Annotated in this window: 19 protein-coding genes and 1 tRNA gene; 11 read left to right on the top strand and 9 right to left on the bottom strand. The window is 60.6% G+C overall.

The genetic code is table 11. The features are described from left to right. Positions 1–6: 6 nt before the first annotated feature. Positions 7–402 (top strand): hypothetical protein, encoded by a 396-nt coding sequence (locus tag QP093_RS07070; RefSeq protein WP_285015909.1) that lies wholly within the window; start codon positions 7–9, stop codon positions 400–402. Here the strand turns inward: QP093_RS07070 and QP093_RS07065 are convergent. The 4 genes from QP093_RS07065 to QP093_RS07050 form a co-directional block, all read right to left on the bottom strand. Beyond that, positions 399–1,205 (bottom strand): hypothetical protein, encoded by an 807-nt coding sequence (locus QP093_RS07065; protein ID WP_285015908.1) that lies wholly within the window; start codon positions 1,203–1,205, stop codon positions 399–401. The two genes, QP093_RS07070 and QP093_RS07065, sit on opposite strands and share 4 nt — an antisense overlap. A gap of 697 nt (positions 1,206–1,902) precedes the next feature. Further along, positions 1,903–1,979: transfer RNA gene (locus QP093_RS07060), tRNA-Pro, on the bottom strand. Positions 1,980–2,032: 53 nt separating this feature from the next. Next, complete coding sequence (locus QP093_RS07055; RefSeq protein ID WP_285015907.1) at positions 2,033–3,094, bottom strand: metallophosphoesterase; 1,062 nt, start codon at positions 3,092–3,094, stop codon at positions 2,033–2,035. A gap of 2 nt (positions 3,095–3,096) precedes the next feature. Beyond that, entirely contained in the window at positions 3,097–5,385 is a 2,289-nt protein-coding gene (locus QP093_RS07050; protein ID WP_285015906.1) for a transglycosylase domain-containing protein, read from the bottom strand. A gap of 249 nt (positions 5,386–5,634) precedes the next feature. On the opposite strand from QP093_RS07050, the gene QP093_RS07045 reads away from it, so the two are divergent. After that, positions 5,635–5,970, top strand: a complete 336-nt coding sequence (locus tag QP093_RS07045; RefSeq protein ID WP_058237482.1) for a WhiB family transcriptional regulator — start codon at positions 5,635–5,637, stop codon at positions 5,968–5,970. A 33-nt stretch (positions 5,971–6,003) separates the two neighbouring features. Then, a complete protein-coding gene (gene sp36, locus QP093_RS07040; protein ID WP_074026219.1) occupies positions 6,004–6,171 on the top strand; it encodes a Sp36 family protein in 168 nt (55 codons plus the stop codon). Between the two features lie 42 nt (positions 6,172–6,213). On the opposite strand, the gene QP093_RS07035 is transcribed toward sp36, so the two are convergent. After that, positions 6,214–6,894, bottom strand: coding sequence for a Crp/Fnr family transcriptional regulator (locus tag QP093_RS07035; RefSeq protein WP_058237481.1), 681 nt, complete (start codon positions 6,892–6,894; stop codon positions 6,214–6,216). Between the two features lie 148 nt (positions 6,895–7,042). Between QP093_RS07035 and nth the strand changes: the two genes are divergently transcribed. Further along, positions 7,043–7,735 (top strand): endonuclease III, encoded by a 693-nt coding sequence (gene nth / locus QP093_RS07030; protein ID WP_058237480.1) that lies wholly within the window; start codon positions 7,043–7,045, stop codon positions 7,733–7,735. Here nth and QP093_RS07025 read toward each other — a convergent pair. From QP093_RS07025 to QP093_RS07015, 3 genes are all read right to left on the bottom strand, one after another. Next, complete coding sequence (locus QP093_RS07025; protein WP_058237479.1) at positions 7,718–8,632, bottom strand: alpha/beta fold hydrolase; 915 nt, start codon at positions 8,630–8,632, stop codon at positions 7,718–7,720. The two genes, nth and QP093_RS07025, sit on opposite strands and share 18 nt — an antisense overlap. Before the next feature lie 5 nt (positions 8,633–8,637). Continuing rightward, positions 8,638–9,858, bottom strand: a complete 1,221-nt coding sequence (locus QP093_RS07020; protein ID WP_285015905.1) for an MFS transporter — start codon at positions 9,856–9,858, stop codon at positions 8,638–8,640. A gap of 85 nt (positions 9,859–9,943) precedes the next feature. Beyond that, positions 9,944–10,966, bottom strand: a complete 1,023-nt coding sequence (locus QP093_RS07015) for a hypothetical protein (protein WP_285015904.1) — start codon at positions 10,964–10,966, stop codon at positions 9,944–9,946. A gap of 27 nt (positions 10,967–10,993) precedes the next feature. Between QP093_RS07015 and QP093_RS07010 the strand changes: the two genes are divergently transcribed. Next, a complete protein-coding gene (locus QP093_RS07010) occupies positions 10,994–11,833 on the top strand; it encodes a hypothetical protein (RefSeq protein ID WP_285015903.1) in 840 nt (279 codons plus the stop codon). Positions 11,834–11,847: 14 nt separating this feature from the next. Here the strand turns inward: QP093_RS07010 and QP093_RS07005 are convergent, their stop codons facing one another. Next, positions 11,848–12,651, bottom strand: a complete 804-nt coding sequence (locus tag QP093_RS07005; RefSeq protein ID WP_285015902.1) for an HAD family hydrolase — start codon at positions 12,649–12,651, stop codon at positions 11,848–11,850. Between the two features lie 126 nt (positions 12,652–12,777). Here QP093_RS07005 and QP093_RS07000 point away from each other — a divergent pair, with 126 nt between their 5' ends. The 6 genes from QP093_RS07000 to QP093_RS06975 all read left to right on the top strand — a co-directional run bounded on the left by QP093_RS07000 (position 12,778) and on the right by QP093_RS06975 (position 17,399). Next, a complete protein-coding gene (locus QP093_RS07000; RefSeq protein WP_285015901.1) occupies positions 12,778–13,758 on the top strand; it encodes a hypothetical protein in 981 nt (326 codons plus the stop codon). Continuing rightward, positions 13,755–14,900: a TadA family conjugal transfer-associated ATPase gene (locus QP093_RS06995; RefSeq protein ID WP_117394378.1), complete on the top strand. Its 1,146-nt coding sequence runs from the start codon at positions 13,755–13,757 to the stop codon at positions 14,898–14,900. The genes QP093_RS07000 and QP093_RS06995 overlap by 4 nt, the downstream gene beginning before the upstream one ends. A gap of 86 nt (positions 14,901–14,986) precedes the next feature. Then, a complete protein-coding gene (locus QP093_RS06990) occupies positions 14,987–16,150 on the top strand; it encodes a type II secretion system F family protein (protein WP_285015900.1) in 1,164 nt (387 codons plus the stop codon). Positions 16,151–16,414: 264 nt separating this feature from the next. Next, entirely contained in the window at positions 16,415–16,600 is a 186-nt protein-coding gene (locus tag QP093_RS06985; protein WP_058237916.1) for a DUF4244 domain-containing protein, read from the top strand. A gap of 95 nt (positions 16,601–16,695) precedes the next feature. Further along, positions 16,696–17,013, top strand: a complete 318-nt coding sequence (locus QP093_RS06980) for a pilus assembly protein TadE (protein WP_285015899.1) — start codon at positions 16,696–16,698, stop codon at positions 17,011–17,013. After that, on the top strand, positions 17,013–17,399 hold the full coding sequence (locus QP093_RS06975) for an Rv3654c family TadE-like protein (protein WP_058237471.1): 387 nt from the start codon (positions 17,013–17,015) through the stop codon (positions 17,397–17,399). Before QP093_RS06980 ends, QP093_RS06975 begins: the two co-directional genes overlap by 1 nt. Positions 17,400–17,631 lie beyond the last annotated feature (232 nt).

The raw sequence follows: 17,631 nt of genomic DNA, 5'->3' as shown, positions 1-17,631 counted from the left end.
CACGTCATGACAGCTCAACCGTGGACACCCGACTATGACTGGGGTTATGGCCGGGAAAATGAAAACCAGCTGCTCAACATGCTTGTCTGCATTACCGTCACGGACGGTGATGAGACGGTGTGCGCCGACCTGCGGCGCGCATTGAGAGAGGGATTCGCGCACAAAACTCCCGCTCAGGGCGTGCCCGAGGGGTTCGGTGCCTACGGAGGCGGAGCCTCCATGCTGCGTTTCGGTGCAGGAAGCGCTGACGAGCCTGTTCAGATCGCGATCTGTTCAGGTGGTCAGGATGCGATCGATTCGGTCGAAATGTGCACCGACGCGATTTGGGCGATGATTGAAAGGTTTGCGGACGTGATCGACGTCCGGTGGGACTACAAGCCTTATACGCAATCTGCCATCTAGGATTCATCCGGGACGATCAGGTTGAGCGCATTCCTGAATGACTGCGCCCGCACCAGAACGTAGATGGAAACCGTCAGGATCACACCTGCCACGCCAAAACAGATCGGCAGAGCGTAGGGCAGTCGGGCGGGGTCAATGAACCCTGTCAATACGATGAGGACTGTGGCGATGACACACCCCGTTGCTCCACTGACTGTCATCGTGCTGAAAGTAGGGGTGAAGCGGTCGCGCTGCTCACGAACATGCGCACGAGCCTCGGCATCAGCGATCCAGCGGGTCCGTTTCCACTCTGAGAACTCACGGCGATGCGGATCCGCAATGAACAGGTATGCCGCAACGGCGAAGAACACAATCACAGCCGCACCGCCGATGCTCAACGCGAGTGTCACGGTCACGGCACCGTCCTGGCCTGCGAGCAGTTCAAGCACGATGATCGGGATGAATGCGATGACACACAGAGCTGACGCCAGGGCAATGCGCTGGCCTCGTTCGCGGCGATAGTCCAGCACACGCTGGGCACACTGCAGATCCACCACGGTGAATTCTTCGGGAACCACGTCGCGTTTCGGTGTCGAGGGTGACAGCGCTTCAAGCCCGAATGAGGCTGCGAGCTCATCTGGCGTGCCGAACTGGCTGATCACAGTTGACAGTGCCGAATCCTCGTCAACGCCGGAGTCAACCAGTGCCTGTACCCGTTCGCTCATCTGATCGTGGATCTGTGTGCGCGTAGCCTGGACCTGAGGGGCGTCCCTGTCGGCAACCTGATCAAAAACATAGTCAAGATACTGGGTGATGCCGTCCATAACACTCCGATCAGTGAACAGAAGTTCTGAAAGCTCCATTGTGCCACGCCGCGGTGCTCACTCACCTCCACGTGCCAGAGGCTTCCTCCTCTGTTTCGTCGATGCCTCGTCGTGGAACAAAGCGCCGACTTGATTGAAATACGTGCTGGCTACCTGCGTTGCACATACCCCTAGATCTTCCCTGTTTTGATGCACATTCCCCTAGATTTGACGCGAATATTGCACATACCCCTAGCTAAAGTCGGCACCCCAAAAGGACAAAACCTATTTCCGCAGGTCAGCCGTCAGTAGCTTCCGGCGGCCTCGAGCCTCACGCGTTAAATCTAGGGGATTGTGCATTTTTACAAGACTTTTTAGGGGTATGTGCACGCGGAGGGCTTAAATCTAGGGGTATGTGCACGAGGCGGGGCTGGAACTAGGGGTATGTGCACGTGTTGGTGCGCGCGGCAGGACAGCAGTGGCATCCCCGTCCGAAGGATCTGCGGTCATGACACACCCAAAAAGGCTGGGCCGGACACTAAACACCCCGCGACACGCCCACCCCATACACACATTTCGGGCATTAACCCCAAAAAGGCGGTGAGATGCAGAAAGGCCAGCAAGATGTGGAAACGCCGGCAGTGTACTGAAAGGCGGCCGTATACAGACAGATCGGGACATCGCCAACAAACTGTCAACGATGTCCCGACACATCACATGGTCGGGGTGGCGGGATTTGAACCCACGACCTCTTCGTCCCGAACGAAGCGCGCTACCAAGCTGCGCCACACCCCGTGCGACCGTTCAAGTATAGCGACGAGGGAGCAGAGTGCACAAAATTAAGTGGCTCATCCCTCTGAAGTTTCGGTCACATCTTCCGGGCCGGTCAGGTGGAGGATGGACACCTCGGGGCGCGTGGCGATACGAACCGGCGCCCACGGTGAGGTGCCCAGTCCGGCACTGACATGCAGGGGAGCAGACGCGCCCTCATGCCTCCACGTGTGCACACCCTTGGCGTAACGCTGCGGCAGGTCACAGTTCGTCACCAGCGCCCCCCACCCTGGAAGGCCAATCTGACCGCCGTGAGTATGTCCCGCGCAGATCAGATCCACACCTCGATCAACGAACGCATCGAGGACCCTGCGATACGGTGCGTGAGTGACACCGATGCGGATGGTGTCCGAATCATCCCATCTTTCCGGCAGCTTCGGCATGCGGTCGCGTTCAAGGTGAGGATCGTCAACACCTGCCAGATTGACCGCCACCGACCGGTCGCCGTGCGCCATGCGCACCGTCAGCTGATCGTACCGATTCGACAGGTCAACCCAGGACGCCCTCGTCAATTCCTGAACGAAATCGCGCCACGGCAGACGCGCCAGGCGGGACGTGTCGTGAACGGCGTGCGCATCGCGGCGCAGATAGTGCGTCCAGGGGCGGAAAGTCGACGACGTGTAATAGTCATTGGAACCCAGCACGAACACTCCGGGGTAAGCCAACAGCGGCCGGTAGGCCTCACGCAGAAGCGAAGCTCCCGTCGCATTGCCGAAGTTGTCGCCCGTCGACATCACCATGTCGAAATCCTCGGTTCGGGCCACGTGGTCAAGAAAATCGACGAGGAAGTCCTGACCGGAATACAGGTGGAGGTCGGAGATGTGCAGGATGCGCAGCTCTTCGCCCTGGCGCAGTGCAGGCACTGGAATCGAGAAGTGCCGCACCGTCGGGCATCGTCGCTCGCACTGACCCCAGGCAAGCGAAGCGACCCCCAGGCCCGCGACCGTCGCAGTGGCCAGGCCCAACGCGCGGCCCGCTGCGATCAGGCGGGGTGGCAGAACCGATGGCTGACGGGACGCATTGAGCAAGATGCGAGGATCCGTCGCAGCCAACGACTGGCGCGCGTTGAACTCACTCATCGTTATCTCTCTCGCTCAATAATCGTGCCGTCAGGAAGCTCGATGCTTTCGCCGGGCTTCAGATTCAAACTGTCAAGATCAATATTACTGAGGTCAACCTGGCCGTCGGTGGACAAACTAGTGGACGAGGAGTTCGCGTTGTTACCTGCGTTCCCGTCGCGATTCTGGTTCTGGTTGTTCGAGTTGGCATTGTTCTGAACCTGACGTGTGCCATTCAGGTTGGCGTTCGGCAGGGGCTGGACTTCCGCACCCTGAAGAGCAAGGTTCATGTACGGCATCCACAGGTGTAGGCCAACCGTGGAACCATAAGGAACCGAGTAGTAGCGTCCGGCCACCGTCACATCGGAGACCTGCTGGGATGATGCGTTCGCATGACCCATCCACGCGGCGGTGGCGAGCTGCGGTGTGAAGCCAACGGTCCATGTGTTCGAGTTCGAGTCAGTCGTACCGGTCTTTGCGGCAAACGGGCGGCCACCCTCCAGGTAAATACCTTCCTGCGGGCCGTACCATTCAGCAGCTGACTTGCCCAGAAGCGTCGCAACCTTATCAGCCACTTCCTGATCCAAGACCTGATGACACGACGGCTTGAATTCCTTCAGGACATTCTCTGAGCGGTCAGAAACGGACAGGAGCGCCGTCGGTGGGCACTGCGAGCCACCGTTGGCCAGCGTGCCGTACGCCGAAGCCATCGCGAGTGGCGATGCGCCGGTCGAACCAATGATGTTGGACGGGAGGGCGGCCGGCGCTTCACCCGTATTGGGGTCCTTAATGCCCAGGTCAGCTGCGCGCTGGAAAATCTCACACAAATCGAGGCGGCTCGCCATGTTAACAAATGCCTGGTTGACAGACATCTCTGTGGCGCGCAAGACCGTGTGGGAGCCGTCCTTGCCGGGCAGGTCGCCCACCGTCCACGGCTCGAAGCCACCGATCGCGGCGCCGTTGCAATGGAAATCACCCGGCGTGTAAGTGCGGTTACCCCGGCCAACACTTTCATAAGCGCCGTGACCTTCCTTGAACCACTGAATCAGAGTGAATACCTTGAAGGTTGATCCGACGTCAAAGTTTGAGTCCGCCGAATAGTTCACCTGCGTCATTGCTGGATCAGATTCGTTGGGTGCGCCGAAGTGCGTATTTTGAGCCATCGCGACGATGTGGCCGTTGGACGGCTCCACCGACGCGATCGCGGCGTCGACTCCGTTACCCGGTGGCAATGCTCCGTTGACAACGTCCAGCGCAGCTTTCTGCTTATTCGCGTCAATCGTGGTGCGAATCGTGATACCGCCGGTCTTCAGCAGGCGTTCACGTTCGATGCGGGTCTCACCGAATATTGCATCGTCGAGGAACTGCTGCTTGGCGAACTCGCAGAAGTACTCCATACCCGTCGCCGCGCCGGCACAGCCCTGGGGGCGCTCGTTCGGGTTGAGCATGTCGGGAACAGGTGTGGCCACCGCCTCGTCGTGTTCCTGCTGAGTAATGATGCCCTGATCGAGCATGACGGAAAGGACGATGTCACGTCGTTCCTGAGCGGCATCGGGGTGAATCAGCGGATTGTAGGAGACCGGGGACTGCACCAGGCCCGCCAGCAACGCCGACTGCGGCATGGTCAACTCGGATGCGTGGGAGGAAAAGTACAGGTCAGCAGCGGCTTCAACGCCATAGGTGGTGGGGCCGAATGGTGCGATATTCAGGTAGCCGGTCAGGATGTCATCCTTGGACATCTGGCGCTCCAGACTCATCGCGTACTTCATTTCACGCAGCTTGCGCTCAGGTGTACTCACCGTCGCATCGTGAATCTGTTCAGGGTCGCCTTCCAGAAGGCCTTTCTCCACCAGCGAGTTACGCACGTACTGCTGCGTGATGGTCGATGCACCCTGCATGCCGTCATCGTCGGAGAAGTTACGCACAACGGCGCGCATAATGCCGTCCGGGTCCACGCCGTGATGGGTGAAGAATCGCTTGTCCTCAATAGCGACAATCGCCTGCTTCATCTCTTCGGAAATCTTGTCGGACGGCACGACGATACGGCGCTTGTCGTAGAACTTGGCGATCGTCTGATTGTTGGCGTCGAGCATCGTCGACTCTTCAGCCGGTGCAACGATCTCGATATCTTCGGGCAGCCCCTCGAGAATCGATGGTGAGGCTTTGGCGGCCACCCCCAGTGATCCCACGGCAGGCACCGCGATACCGGCACCCAGGACGCCCAGCAGTGCAGAGATGCAGATGAAGGCGAGCAGGAGCGCCACCAGCTGGACTGGCGTGACTGAACGAGTTCGAGTCTGTGGCTTCGACATAGGTTAAGGATACGTGTGTCCACGTGCATTAGGGGAGGGGAAGTGCCTGAGGTATGAGGAATTCGTCAAATTGAGGCTGCTGGCGTCATCCTCGTCGATGATTGACGAGGGAGGCCGCGGGCGCCTGTTATGCATCCTGTGAGGAGTATATTTCACACTATTGATGATCTCGTGTTGCTTGAATGAGTCAGATGTGTGTATGGTCACAGTAGTGATGGTCAAGGATGATCATGGACTGGAGAACAAGGAATGAGCAGTATCGATCAGGATCAGACATGGGCCGCCCGCGCGCTGTGTGCGACGGAAGAACCGGACGCACTGTTTGTGCAGGGAGCTTCCCAACGCCAGGTACGAGTCAAATGCATGGCATGCGAAGTGCGCCTGGAATGTCTGGCAGATGCGTTGCAGTCGGAAGCTAACTTCGGCGTGTGGGGTGGACTGACTGAACGTGAACGGCGAGCCATGCTGCGTCACTACGACGACGTGGAGGATTGGTGGCAGTGGCTCAACGAATCTCAGGACGCGTTGGCGTGTGAACTACGTACACCGCGGATCCCGAAAGTTCTGGCCCACGTGCGCCGCTAGGAAGCATCGGTATCAAACAGTTAGGCTAGTGACATGACCACATGGGAATACGCAACGATTCCGTTGCTTACACATGCCACAAAAGCAATCCTGGATCAATGGGGTGCTGACGGGTGGGAACTTGTCACCGTCATCCCCGGGCCGACGGGTTCCGATAATCTGGTCGCCTACCTGAAGCGGCCGATAGAAAAACAGGCATAAAAAAATGGGGCGGTCAGCGACCGCCCCACTTTTTTGACGTCTTCAGCGTGCGCGACGAGCCAGACGGTCAACATCCAGCAGCGTCACTGCGCGACCCTCAAGGCGGATCCAGCCGCGGGAGACGAAGTCAGCCAGTGACTTGTTGACGGTTTCGCGCGACGCGCCAACCAGCTGAGCAAGCTCTTCCTGAGTCAGGTCATGAGGCACGTGAACGCCTTCGTCGGTGGGCGCGCCGAAACGGTCGGCCAGGTCAAGCAGCGCCTTGGCGACACGGCCTGGAACATCTGAGAAGACCAGGTCAGACATGGACTCGTTCGTGCGGCGCAGACGCTGGGCAAGTGCCTTGAGCATGTGCTTGGCCAGCGTCGGGTTCGTGTCAAGGATTTCCATGAGGTCTTCGTGCTCAAGGTAGAGCAGGGTCGCCGGGGACACTGCGGTAGCGTCCGTGGAGCGCGGGCCTGGATCGAAGAGCGTCAGTTCACCGATAATTTCGCCCGGTCCGAGCACGGCGAGCAGTGATTCGCGCCCGTCGTTGCTGGTGTGACCCAGCTTGATCTTGCCTTCGGTGATGATGTAGAGGCGATCGCCAAGGTCGCCCTCGTCAAAGAGAGTTTCGCCGCGACGCAATGCGGTGCGTCCCATCTTGGACTGCAAGAAGTTCTTCTGCGCCTCGTCGAGCCCGTCGAAGAGGGGAACCTGATTGATAATGTCATCAACAAACATGTGAGACCAAACTCCGTTCCTGTCGTCTATGTCGAATCGCGCGAGGCTGCTCGCAGCGTTTCATCTTCCATTGTGTCGTAATCGTGACAATCACCACGGCGTTTTGGCCGGAGTGTATGGCAACAACAGTCAATATTATTATTCATACGTGACGATTCCAACAGAACACGACACATCTGGGCTTGTCAATGCGGGTTCTGAAGCTGCCGAGGCACTTGCGCGTCAGCTGATGAACGCCTATCCGGACGCCACATGCACATTAGATTGTTCGACGCCGTTCCAGCTGCTCATTGCGACAATGCTGTCGGCGCAGACAACCGATGAGCGGGTCAACCGCATCACGCCGGCGCTCTTCGGGGAATTTCCAACAGCTCTGGACCTTGCTCAGGCGCGGCGCGATACGGTCGAGCAGATCGTGCGGCCGTTGGGTTTCCAGCACCGACGATCCGGGCAGATCATTGCGACCGCTCAGGCACTGTGCACTGAATTCGGTGGTGAGGTTCCGCAGTCCAACAAGGAGTTGGAAAAACTCCCCGGGGTCGGGCATAAGACGGCCAACGTCGTGATGGGAGTGTGTTTCGGAGCGCGCGCACTGACAGTTGATACACATGTCGGCCGCCTGTCTCGCCGTTTGGGATGGACGAGAGCGACCAGCGTGACGCGCGTCGAAAAGGACGTGACAACACTGCTGGCAGGCGTGAACTGGACGAAACTGTCACATGTTCTGATCGCACATGGTCGCTCAGTGTGCACTGCCCAGGGGCCCCGATGCGATGAGTGTCCGGTGGTGGATCGCTGCCCGAAAGTCGGTGTAGTGCCCTGGTCAGGTGGTGGGCAGTGAAGCCAGGAAATCGCTGATCAGGGTCGTGACACGCTCGGGTGCTTCTTCGGGGGCGAAGTGCCCCACTGCGGGCAGCATTGTGGTGTGCAGCGGATAGGTCACATGGTGTGAATCGCGCGCAAAATCTGTAGCCGACAGTGATGAATCTTCTGCGCAGTGCACGCTCAGAGTCGGAACCTGCACGGGGTCGGCCAGCGCCTTGCGCGAGGCGATGGACAGGAATCGCGTGCTGGAAAATGAGTCAGTGGTCGCGGAGGCGGCGAACGCGCGAGCCATTGCGCGTCGATAGGGTTGTGCGTCGGCCAGCATCTGTTCGCGATGTGAGGGCGCCGCCCACGAACGGATCATTGAATCGATGAGTTTGCCGGATTTGAGCAAGGTGACGCGCCGCCAGGGAATATCCATGCGCAGGGCGAGCAGACGCCCGCGCCACAGAGGAAGCAGTGTGGGCCACAGGGTACGTTCCAGTGGGTGCGGCGCCGCCAGCGTCATCACCGCGCGCAACGCAACCGGATTGGTAGCTCCCAGCATCCATGCAACAGCACCGCCCATGCCTGCGCCGACCACTGTGAAGTGGGAAATACCCATTGCTGACATGATGGCGGTGACGTCATGGGACAGTTGCAGCAGATCCACCTTGTCGGCCTGCAGGTCGGAGGCGCCGAAACCGCGCTGATCAACTGCGATCACACGATGCCCCTGCTCAGCCAGGGAGGGAATAACATGCCGCCAGGAACGCCAGAACAAAGGAAATTCGTGCAGCAGAACAACGGCGTGGTCACATTCCAACGGGCCGGCATCGACAACGTGGAAGGTCGCGCCGCCAGCGTTGACGTGGCGATGCTGCCACGGACCGGGCTCTTCCAGAACCTCCCGAAGAGAAAGATCTGCATCCATGTGATTCAGCGGCCCTCATCGCGAGCCTTGGCCGCGCGGCGGCGGGCTCGCCATGAGAAGAAGGCACCTTCAGGATTGATCTTTTCCACCTCAGCGCGCAGAGCTTCCTCCGAGCGGCCACGGCGACGTACCCAGTGAGAGACCCACGCGCCTACCAGCACGATCAGGCCCAGGAGTGCGAAGCGTCCGGAAAATGCGGAGGCCTGGAAGTGGTGAGCAAGATTCATGCCGAATGCGTTCCACGAGTTCAGCCACTGAACAGCAGGCTGAATGAGCTGCGAGAAAATCCCCGGAATGACGATCGGAACAAGTCCGGACAGGAAGGTGAGGATACCCATGACGAAGCCACCCAGCGAGGAGCGCGCAACCGTCACCCCCAGCAGGACAACAATCACCAGAGCGCCCACCAGTTCGGCAATAGCTGCCAGGTTCACTGCCCCCGTCGAGAACGCAGACCCGTCAGCAAGTGTCATGCGCGCCCCGGCATCAGCTGCGAGGAACCATGCGATGGGCAGGAAGATCAAGAATGCGAAGAAGCTCCACCAGTGCGATCCAGCGCGAGACGGAATCTCGGGCGACAGTGTCGTGCCTTCAAAGATGGCGTCATCGAGGGAACTCGGGGTGCCTTCCACGTGCACCGGAACCGGTTCAGCGCGAGGATGCCAGTTTGCCTCGTTCTCATCTGCCGGATCTGCTTCCTCCGGCGGAGAGACGAGGGAACGGCGGTGCACTGCGGTGCGCTCCAGCTCATCTTCATCTGTGGCTGTTTCGTCCTCATCGCGGTCATGGCGATTCTCGAGGACGTCGCGCGGAGCTGGTGCCGGCAAATCATCACGCTCAGGCGGGGAGATGCGGTCGCGAGGTTCATCCTCATTCAGGTCAGGTGCGTCACCCTTGTCGTCAACAGGATCGACGGGGGAAGGGATGCGTGGTTCGGACGTGGAGGGCACAGGATCGACGGCCGAGGTGTCATCGGCAGCACTGTCAGGCGCTCCAATGATGTTTTCCGTGTCGCCCTCATGCCTGCTCAAGGTCACTTCTTCGCCCGTGAGAATCTCATCGCTGACAGGTGATTCAGCGATTTCGTCAGTTTCTTCGGGGCGCGGTGCCATCGGCACAGCCGTTGATCCGCTTGCGCCCTCGAAAGTCGGGCTCTCATCGACGATGAGTTCATCGTCTCCCACTTCACCTTCCGGGCGGCGGTCGTGGAGTTCCTGATCAGACATGGTGCTACCTCCTTAGACCTTTAATGTAGCGTGAGAACTGCCCGATCTTGCGATGGGCGTGCCGAAACGGCCGATTCTGATCGTGTTACATCTCATCCACAAAACCGTGGCGGTGCCCGGTTGCCCGCAACACCTGTGCGCGAACATGGCGGCGCGTCAGCAGCGGACCCATGACCAGCGCAGGAAGCAGTAACCCCAGCGCGGACAGCACCGGCGCAGCCAGAGAAATCTGCGTCGTGACGGAGGAATGCGGTGTGACCACCGCGCCGGTAAGGCTTGACCACAATGGGATGAGGAACGAAAATGGTATGACCACCAGAACTGAGGACGCCACAATGGGTCCGGACGTTGACCACTGCGAAATCCACGCCACCAGGCCGAAACACAAGGCGCAGGTCAGCGCCGGAACTGGTCGGAACGTGTTTTCTGCCATCAGCCCCTCCAACCCCTGTGACGCTACGCGCAGTGATTCCTCGGGCGCGGCAACCATCATCATGATGCACCCGAGAATCAGGGCAACACAGGAAAAGACCGCGACCCACGTCCGGTTGCGCGCATTGTGGAATTGCCCGTTGAAGGGACGCACGCGGGAGGACCCTCCCTGAGAACTCTCGGCACTGGCCTGCTCCAGTTCCCTCAGCGTGGCGTGAACCGTCCACCGCCGCGTGGCAATGGTTGCCACCGTCGCCCCCAGGCAGATGAAGACCACGCATATTGGATACAGACTCCACCGCATCGATGTCAGTGAGTCCGCCTCGCTCATAGCGATTCCCATCCACAGGGGAGCGCGCAACGCGCCGGTCAGCTGGCCCACTCCGACAATTACCGCACTGACAGTGGTGACGGCAAGGCCGGCTGAGGACTCATCAGAGTTGGCAGCCACGAGTGCCAGCAACAGGGTCGTAATGACGATACCGACGGTGCCCTCGGACGATGACAATGGCTGTCCCTGCGCGGTGGCGGCCTGAGTGTCAGCGACCGCAAATCCCATGATGATCAGCGCTACAGGTGAAAAAACCGCTGAGAAAACCGCTGAACGCAGGTGCTGTGACAGCGTGGCCCGAGGGATCGACCTGACCCCAGTCTGTGCCACTTTCGTCTCGCTCACGTTCACCTCACCCGATAAGCTCACCACGTGGAAGAATCCGATCACATTGTGCGCATGCGCCTCCTGCTTCAAGCGTGGCAGACCCCAGATATCTGCGCGCTGCGCGAACAATGTGACAGCGCATTGACGCGCGTCCGTTTCCATCATAGTTTGCGCCGCCGGTGGCAGGAAGTACGCGCCCTGACCAACATCTATGAAGCTGCCTATCTTTCTCGCTGGGAAGGCTCACCGATCAGCACCAGCGACCTGCGTGACCTCACGATGCGCGAGGGACCACACGAAGCCGGCACCCTGACCACAGGTGAACAGTTCGCGCTGGGGATCTGGCGCAGCCAATGGCACGTCATGACGCTCATGCCGCCCCTAAACCGCACGCCCACCACCAGGCCTGCATCGCAGCCCGCTTTGCCGAACCTGGTCGCCGGACTGCACCGCGACATCACGTCACTTCTTGCTACCTCAGGCTACGTTGAACGTTCCCGAATTGCCGTTCCTGCCTCGCCTCGGCGTCTCGCTCACGTTTTGTCGTATGTCACTGGTGATGTGCCTGCTGTGGTGAGTGCGGCCGCAGTATGGGCCGACTGTGCAGCTCATCCACTGTTCGAACCAGGTTCACGCTCCGTGGGGGCGGCTGTGGCGCGATGGATTCTGACCGTGCGCGGCACGGACCCGACAGGGGTCGTGACTGTGAGCAAGTTGAGCGCCACAGACCCTCAGCGCGTTGCGCGCATTGTGTCCGGCTGGGCAGCGCCCGATCACTCCTACGCGCACGACGTGCTCGCATTCTTCCTGTCATCACTGATCGCCGGTGTCGACGATGCCCTGGATATTGCGCTCAGTGTCCAGGCAGGCCACCCTCGGCAATAGGAAACGAGGGCGGGCTACTTGCCGCGCAAACTGGTATACGCGCGGTAAAACGACCACGCCGCGCCTGCAGCAGAGCAAGCGGCAATCATGCCCGGCACAATGAGTCGAGCCGGCGAGGTGCGGACCTGAACCGTGTGCGTGAAACTGCGAATCGGCCAGTCGCGTTCCTGAGCGATTTCACGCAGCTGACGGTCAGGGTTGATGACGACGGGGTGCCCGACTGCTTCCAGTAACGGCACATCAGTGATGGAATCTGAATACGCGAAGCACTCCCCCAGATCCCACCCGTTGCGCTGTGCCATGTCGATGCAGGCGCGCGCCTTCTCATCGGCGTAGTTGAAACGCGAAATCACGCCGGTGAACGTTCCGTCCTCATTGCGCTGCGCGTAGGAACCGATCGACGCGTCAGCACCCAGCATGTGAGCAACCGGGCGCACCATTTCTTCAATCGAGGCTGAGGCGATGACAATGCGCCGGCCAGCCGCGCGATGAAGGGCGATTTCTTCCAGCGCCTCCACGAAGCACACCGGGTCAATTGACCTGCTCAACGCATCCTTCACGGTGGACTCCAGGTAGACACCGTCCCATCCGGCAGCGATTTCACCCAGTGATTCGCGCATTTTCTCTGTCGCCTGCTCGTCAGCGCCCTTGATCAGGTAGGGCAGTTGGATGAGCAGACCCAGCAGTGCGCCGCGCCGGGTCAGAAGGCCCGCCTCACGCAGGGGAGTGCGCAGCGCCACGGAGGTTGACGTGGCCAGGATTGTCTTGTCGAGGTCGAAAAAGGCAGCGGACCTTGAGCGTGGCTGTGATCGCTTCATGCGGGTCTCCTGATCGTCGAGTCGAAAAACTGCGCGCGTTATCCACAGGGTGGTGTCTCTCTCCAGTCTTCCACAGGTTGACTGAGCGAGGTGGACGAGGGAAGCCACGTGAGATGAAGTGACGGCATGAGTACACAGTGGAACGTGCGCGTCGGACTGGATCGACTGGACGAGGGTGCCAGGCGCAGCGCATGTGAAATCATCGAGCTTGCAGGCGGAACGGTTGCCAGCGACGGACTGCCCTGCGACATGTGGCTGACCTCGGATCCGGATGGGCCACCCTCGTCAGTCCGTGCGTCTGCACAGGTGCCGGTCATTGTTGTCGGCCCTGCCGGATCGCTGCGCCTGCCCGGCGATGAGATGATGCTGGCCGACATTGTCGCCTCATGTGCACCGTCACCGGTATTTTCCCCTGACCTGATACGCATCGGTTGCGCCGGATGGCAAGGTGGGGTGGGGGTGACGGCAATCGCGCGGGCGTTGGCTCAGCAGATCCGGTCGCACCCGCTGCCGGTTCTGCCTCAGGCTCCCCCTCCGCCCGTGATCGTCGTGGACACCGCCGAGTATGGGCCAGGCGTGGGCGCGGCGCAGGACGTGGCCGCTGACGGTATCCACTGGGGTGACCTGCGCGCAGACGAGACCGGATGGACTGGCACGCTCATTGACGCTCTGCCCGTGCGTGACGGCGTGAAAATCCTCGCGGCTGACTGCCGTGGTGGGCCGGCACGTTCAGATACGAGGCTGGTGCGGGTGCTCACCAGCGTGAGCTCCCGCGCGCATGTTGTGGTCGATCTGGGACGGTGGGATGAATACGCAATGCGCACCGCCTCCCAATGTGGAATCGATGCGCTGTGCCTGGTCGGACGCGCCGACCTGGACGGGGTGTGTACGCTGATGGCCGGCATATCCCGCTATGCGCCACCTGCTGTGCCCGTCGTGATTGCCACGACGCACGGGACGACGACGCAACTGTTGGGCAGTATCCGCGAGTGCGGCTTCCAGTCGATTCAGGCTATACAGTGTCCTTTTCGAGGTGGGATGCCCAGGGGTTTTGCCGTCAAGCGAATGTATGCCGCGCTCAGGTCGGGCATGGAGCGTGCGCGATGAGCCGTCACACCATGAGGCGCGCGCTCGCTCAGGGGCACTCAGCTGTCCGGGCGGTGCGTGACAATGCTCGCGAGGGTGCAGGAGTGAGAGAACTGGCCACCGATTTTGACGATCTGGTGGCGCGCGCCGGCGGACTCGGACCGGACCTTGCTCCTCTTGTGGCGGACCCCGATGTGACAGATGTGCTCGTCAACTCCACCAGTGTCTGGATCGATCGCGGGCAGGGGGTGGAGCGCGTTGACGTGCAGCTGGGGTCGGAAAGTCAGGTTCGGGCGCTCGCGGTCCACATGGCAGCTGCGTGCGGACGACGACTGGATGAGGCCAGTCCGATTGTGGATGGAACGCTGCCCGGCGGCGTGCGCCTGCACGCGGTGCTCTCACCAGTTTCTGATGAAGGAACGGTGATTTCCCTGCGGACCTCGCGCGCTCACTCCATGACGCTGGAGCAGATGGTGCGCAAGTCTTTGATGGACGGTTCCATCGCGAGCGTGATGGCCCAGTTGGTGGCACTGCGGGCCAACATTTTGATATCCGGGGCGACCGGGTCGGGTAAGACCACATTGCTGTCGACCATGCTGTCCAGCGTGCCGCATGACGAACGGATCGTGTGTATCGAGGAGGTACGGGAATTGCGTCCCTGTCACCCGCATGTTATCCACTTGCAGGAAAGGCAGGCCAATGTTCAGGGCGCGGGAGCGGTGAGCCTGTCGGATCTGGTGCGCGCTGCGATGCGAATGCGGCCCGACCGACTGATTCTCGGTGAGTGTCGAGGCGCCGAAGTGCGTGACGTGTTGACGGCGCTCAACACCGGACACGACGGGGGAATGGCTACCATCCACGCCAACGCGGTGGAAGATGTCCCGGCACGTCTGGCTGCCCTCGGATCGCTGGCCGGCCTGTCGGATGCCGCGCTGTCAGCGCAGGCGGTGGCCGCATTTGACGCGGTGATTCAGATGAGGCGCGATGCGCATGGAAGGCGGGTCAGCCAGATTGGTGTTCTGACCCGGACAGCAGGTGGCGTTGCCTGTGAATGTGAATGCGCGCTGAGAGAGCGTGATGGCCGGCTCTACCCTGATCGCGCCTGGCCACTGCTGGCTGAACGGCTGCACATCGATCTGGACGCGAAAAGTGCTGCTCCATGATGGCGCTACTGTGCTTGATGAGTGCCTGTTTGGTCGCGGCGATTGGCATATCGGCCGCCAAACATTGGCGCGCTCAGGCTGTGATCGTGGCCTGGAGATTCGACGAATCATTGAAGGCAGTTCGCGCACAGAAGCCAGTGCCTCCCTCGTCAAATGTCGTGCCGGCCGGGCAGGACAGCAGCTCCCAGTTGTCGATGTTGGTGGCCGAGGTGGCAGCCCGGCTGCGTGCCGGTATGCCGACTGCCGAGGCGTGGATGCGTGCGTGGGACAGAGTTGGCTCTACGCACCTGGGTTCATGGGAGGGGATTGCCGAGGACGGTGTTCCCCGATCCGTGGCGAGGCTGGCGCGCGCTCCCTCGTGGCGCGATGTGCGGCGTGATGTGCTGGGTTTGGTGCGGCAGCGAGACGCGTTGTCGTGGCGCCACCTAGTGTCCTCGTGTGGGCGGCTGCGGCGACGCAGCACAGTGAGCGAACGGGTCAGTCGGCGCTCAGCTCATACCTTGAGTGTCGCATGCCGCCTGACGCAGGAACTGGGAACGCCGCTTGCTGAGGTACTGGATATTGTGGCTGACAGTATCGATGAAGCTGCAGCCGCCGAAGATGCGCGCGCCATCGCACGGTCTGGCCCCTTGACCTCGGCACGTATTCTCACCGCATTGCCTGTGGCGGGTATTGCGCTGGGCCAGCTGATTGGGGCGAACCCTCTTGAGCGCTTCTGTGACGGTGGGATCGGCACCATCAGCGCCATCATCGGAACGGTGTGCCTGATCGCTGGTCGGCTCGTCTCCACTCGCATGATCACCCGAACCATTGACATAAGCGAGGGCGTCGACCCGGCCACTATGTGCGATCTGACGATCGCGGGAATGGATGCGGGTGCCTCAGTGCCCTCCATTGTGCGCACGCTGGGCCGCGTCAGTAATGGCGCGGAACTGGAACGGATCGGTAGCGAACTGGTCCTGGGGGCACGGTGGGGTGATGCGTGGAATCCCCATCCAGCCAACGCCGCGCTGCTGGCTGATGTCCTCGAGCCGGCATGGAGCGATGGCACGTCGCCGGTGCCGTTGCTCACGCGTGCTGCGCGCCAGGTCAGGGCACGGCGCATCGCACATGCAAAAAGTGAGGCTGAACGCCTGGCGGTGCGCCTTGTCATCCCGCTGGGGGCGTTACTGCTGCCGTCCTTCATCGCCCTGGGCGTCGTGCCAATCCTGCTGCATATTGGCACGAACACTTTTGGCGGGCTGTGGTAGCTGACGGGTCGGCACCTGACAGCCCCTGGTTATCCACACCGCGCATCTACAGATGCGTTGAATCCACAGCTGCCCTTCCAGGCGCTTCTTGCTCCACAATTTGCGCACAGTCGATGGAGATCGCAGTGCGTGTCACGGAAGGTGGTCACACCGTCAAACGGCGGACAGTCACTATTGATCGAAAGGACAAACATGGCAATCACCCAACGCATCGAAGATGCAGCGACGAAGGCAGCGTGTGACACGTGGTGTCAATACGACGCAATGATCCAACGTGCTCACCATGTCGAGGATCATGATGCCGATCCGGAAGAAGGATCCACAACCGTGGAATACGCGATCGGGGCGGTCGCAGCAGCCGGCTTCGCCGGACTTCTGCTCGTCGTTCTCAAGTCAGGCGCAGTGAAATCCCTGCTTCAGGGCATTATCCAGCAGGCGCTTTCACTGTGAACAGGCATGCGACACGTGGTCCCGTAAGTGCCAGGGAGTGCTTACGGGACCACCCCGCTGGTGGCAGCGAAACGGGCGGGCATAGCGAGGACGGCATGGTGACAGTCGAACATGCGCTCTCACTTTTCGCCGTGATGATCGTGGTGGCGTTCGTTCTTGGCGTCGTCAACATTGCTCACACGCGCATTGAACTGTGTTCGGCGGTTCGTCAAGGTGCACATGAAGCAGCCATAGGTGGCCAGGATCCAGCTCTCAGTGTTTCCCAGGCGTACGGCAGGCCCGTTACTGTCACAACGAACAAATCAGGGCGATGGATGACGGTCACCGGGCGCGCCAGTGTGGCTGCGCCGGCAGGATGGGTCGGTGCTACAGCATCATGCACGATCACCACCATTTCCGAGCTGGTGCCCTGATGGTATACGGCGACAGGGGGAACGAGGAAGGATCAGGCACCATCTCCGCGCTGGCGGTCATCGCATGCACCGTGATGATGTGTGTGGTGATTGCTGGTGCAGGGAGTGTGTACGGGCATCAGACCCGTCTTCAGGCAGTGGCTGACGTTGCAGCCCTTGCCGGTGGGCATCGGTCGGCGGTTGCACAGTGGACCGGAGGTGGGATGAATGCCTGCACGGTGGCCAGTGAGGTCGTCGAGCGCAATGGGGCTCACGCCGGCTGCGAGGTGCGCGGAGATGACACCTATGTGACGGTGAGCCAGAGAGTGCTTGTTGCGGGGATCAGTGTGGATATTCGCGCGAGGGCACGCGCAGGGCCGGTCAGGCGTGACACGCTGAAGCAGTGAGCGAGACGACTAACACGAGGAAGTCCCCTAATCCGGGAAGATTCACGGTGAAAAACGCTTAACCCGAGGCGGCAGAGCGTCGTTCAATCCTGGTTTTGCCTGATGAATCACGACAAAGGTACGCTGTGACCCTTCAATCGTTAACGATCACGTAAACGGTCGGCGTCGCGCAGCGGTCGTGCTGATACGAGGACGAAAAATTACGTTTTTATATCGTTTTTGGCAGATTTAA

Origin of the sequence: Pauljensenia sp. UMB10120, from assembly GCF_030212035.1 — a bacterium.
GTDB classification, from domain to species: domain Bacteria; phylum Actinomycetota; class Actinomycetes; order Actinomycetales; family Actinomycetaceae; genus Pauljensenia; species Pauljensenia radingae_A.
This window is presented reverse-complemented; position numbering and strand designations above follow the sequence as displayed.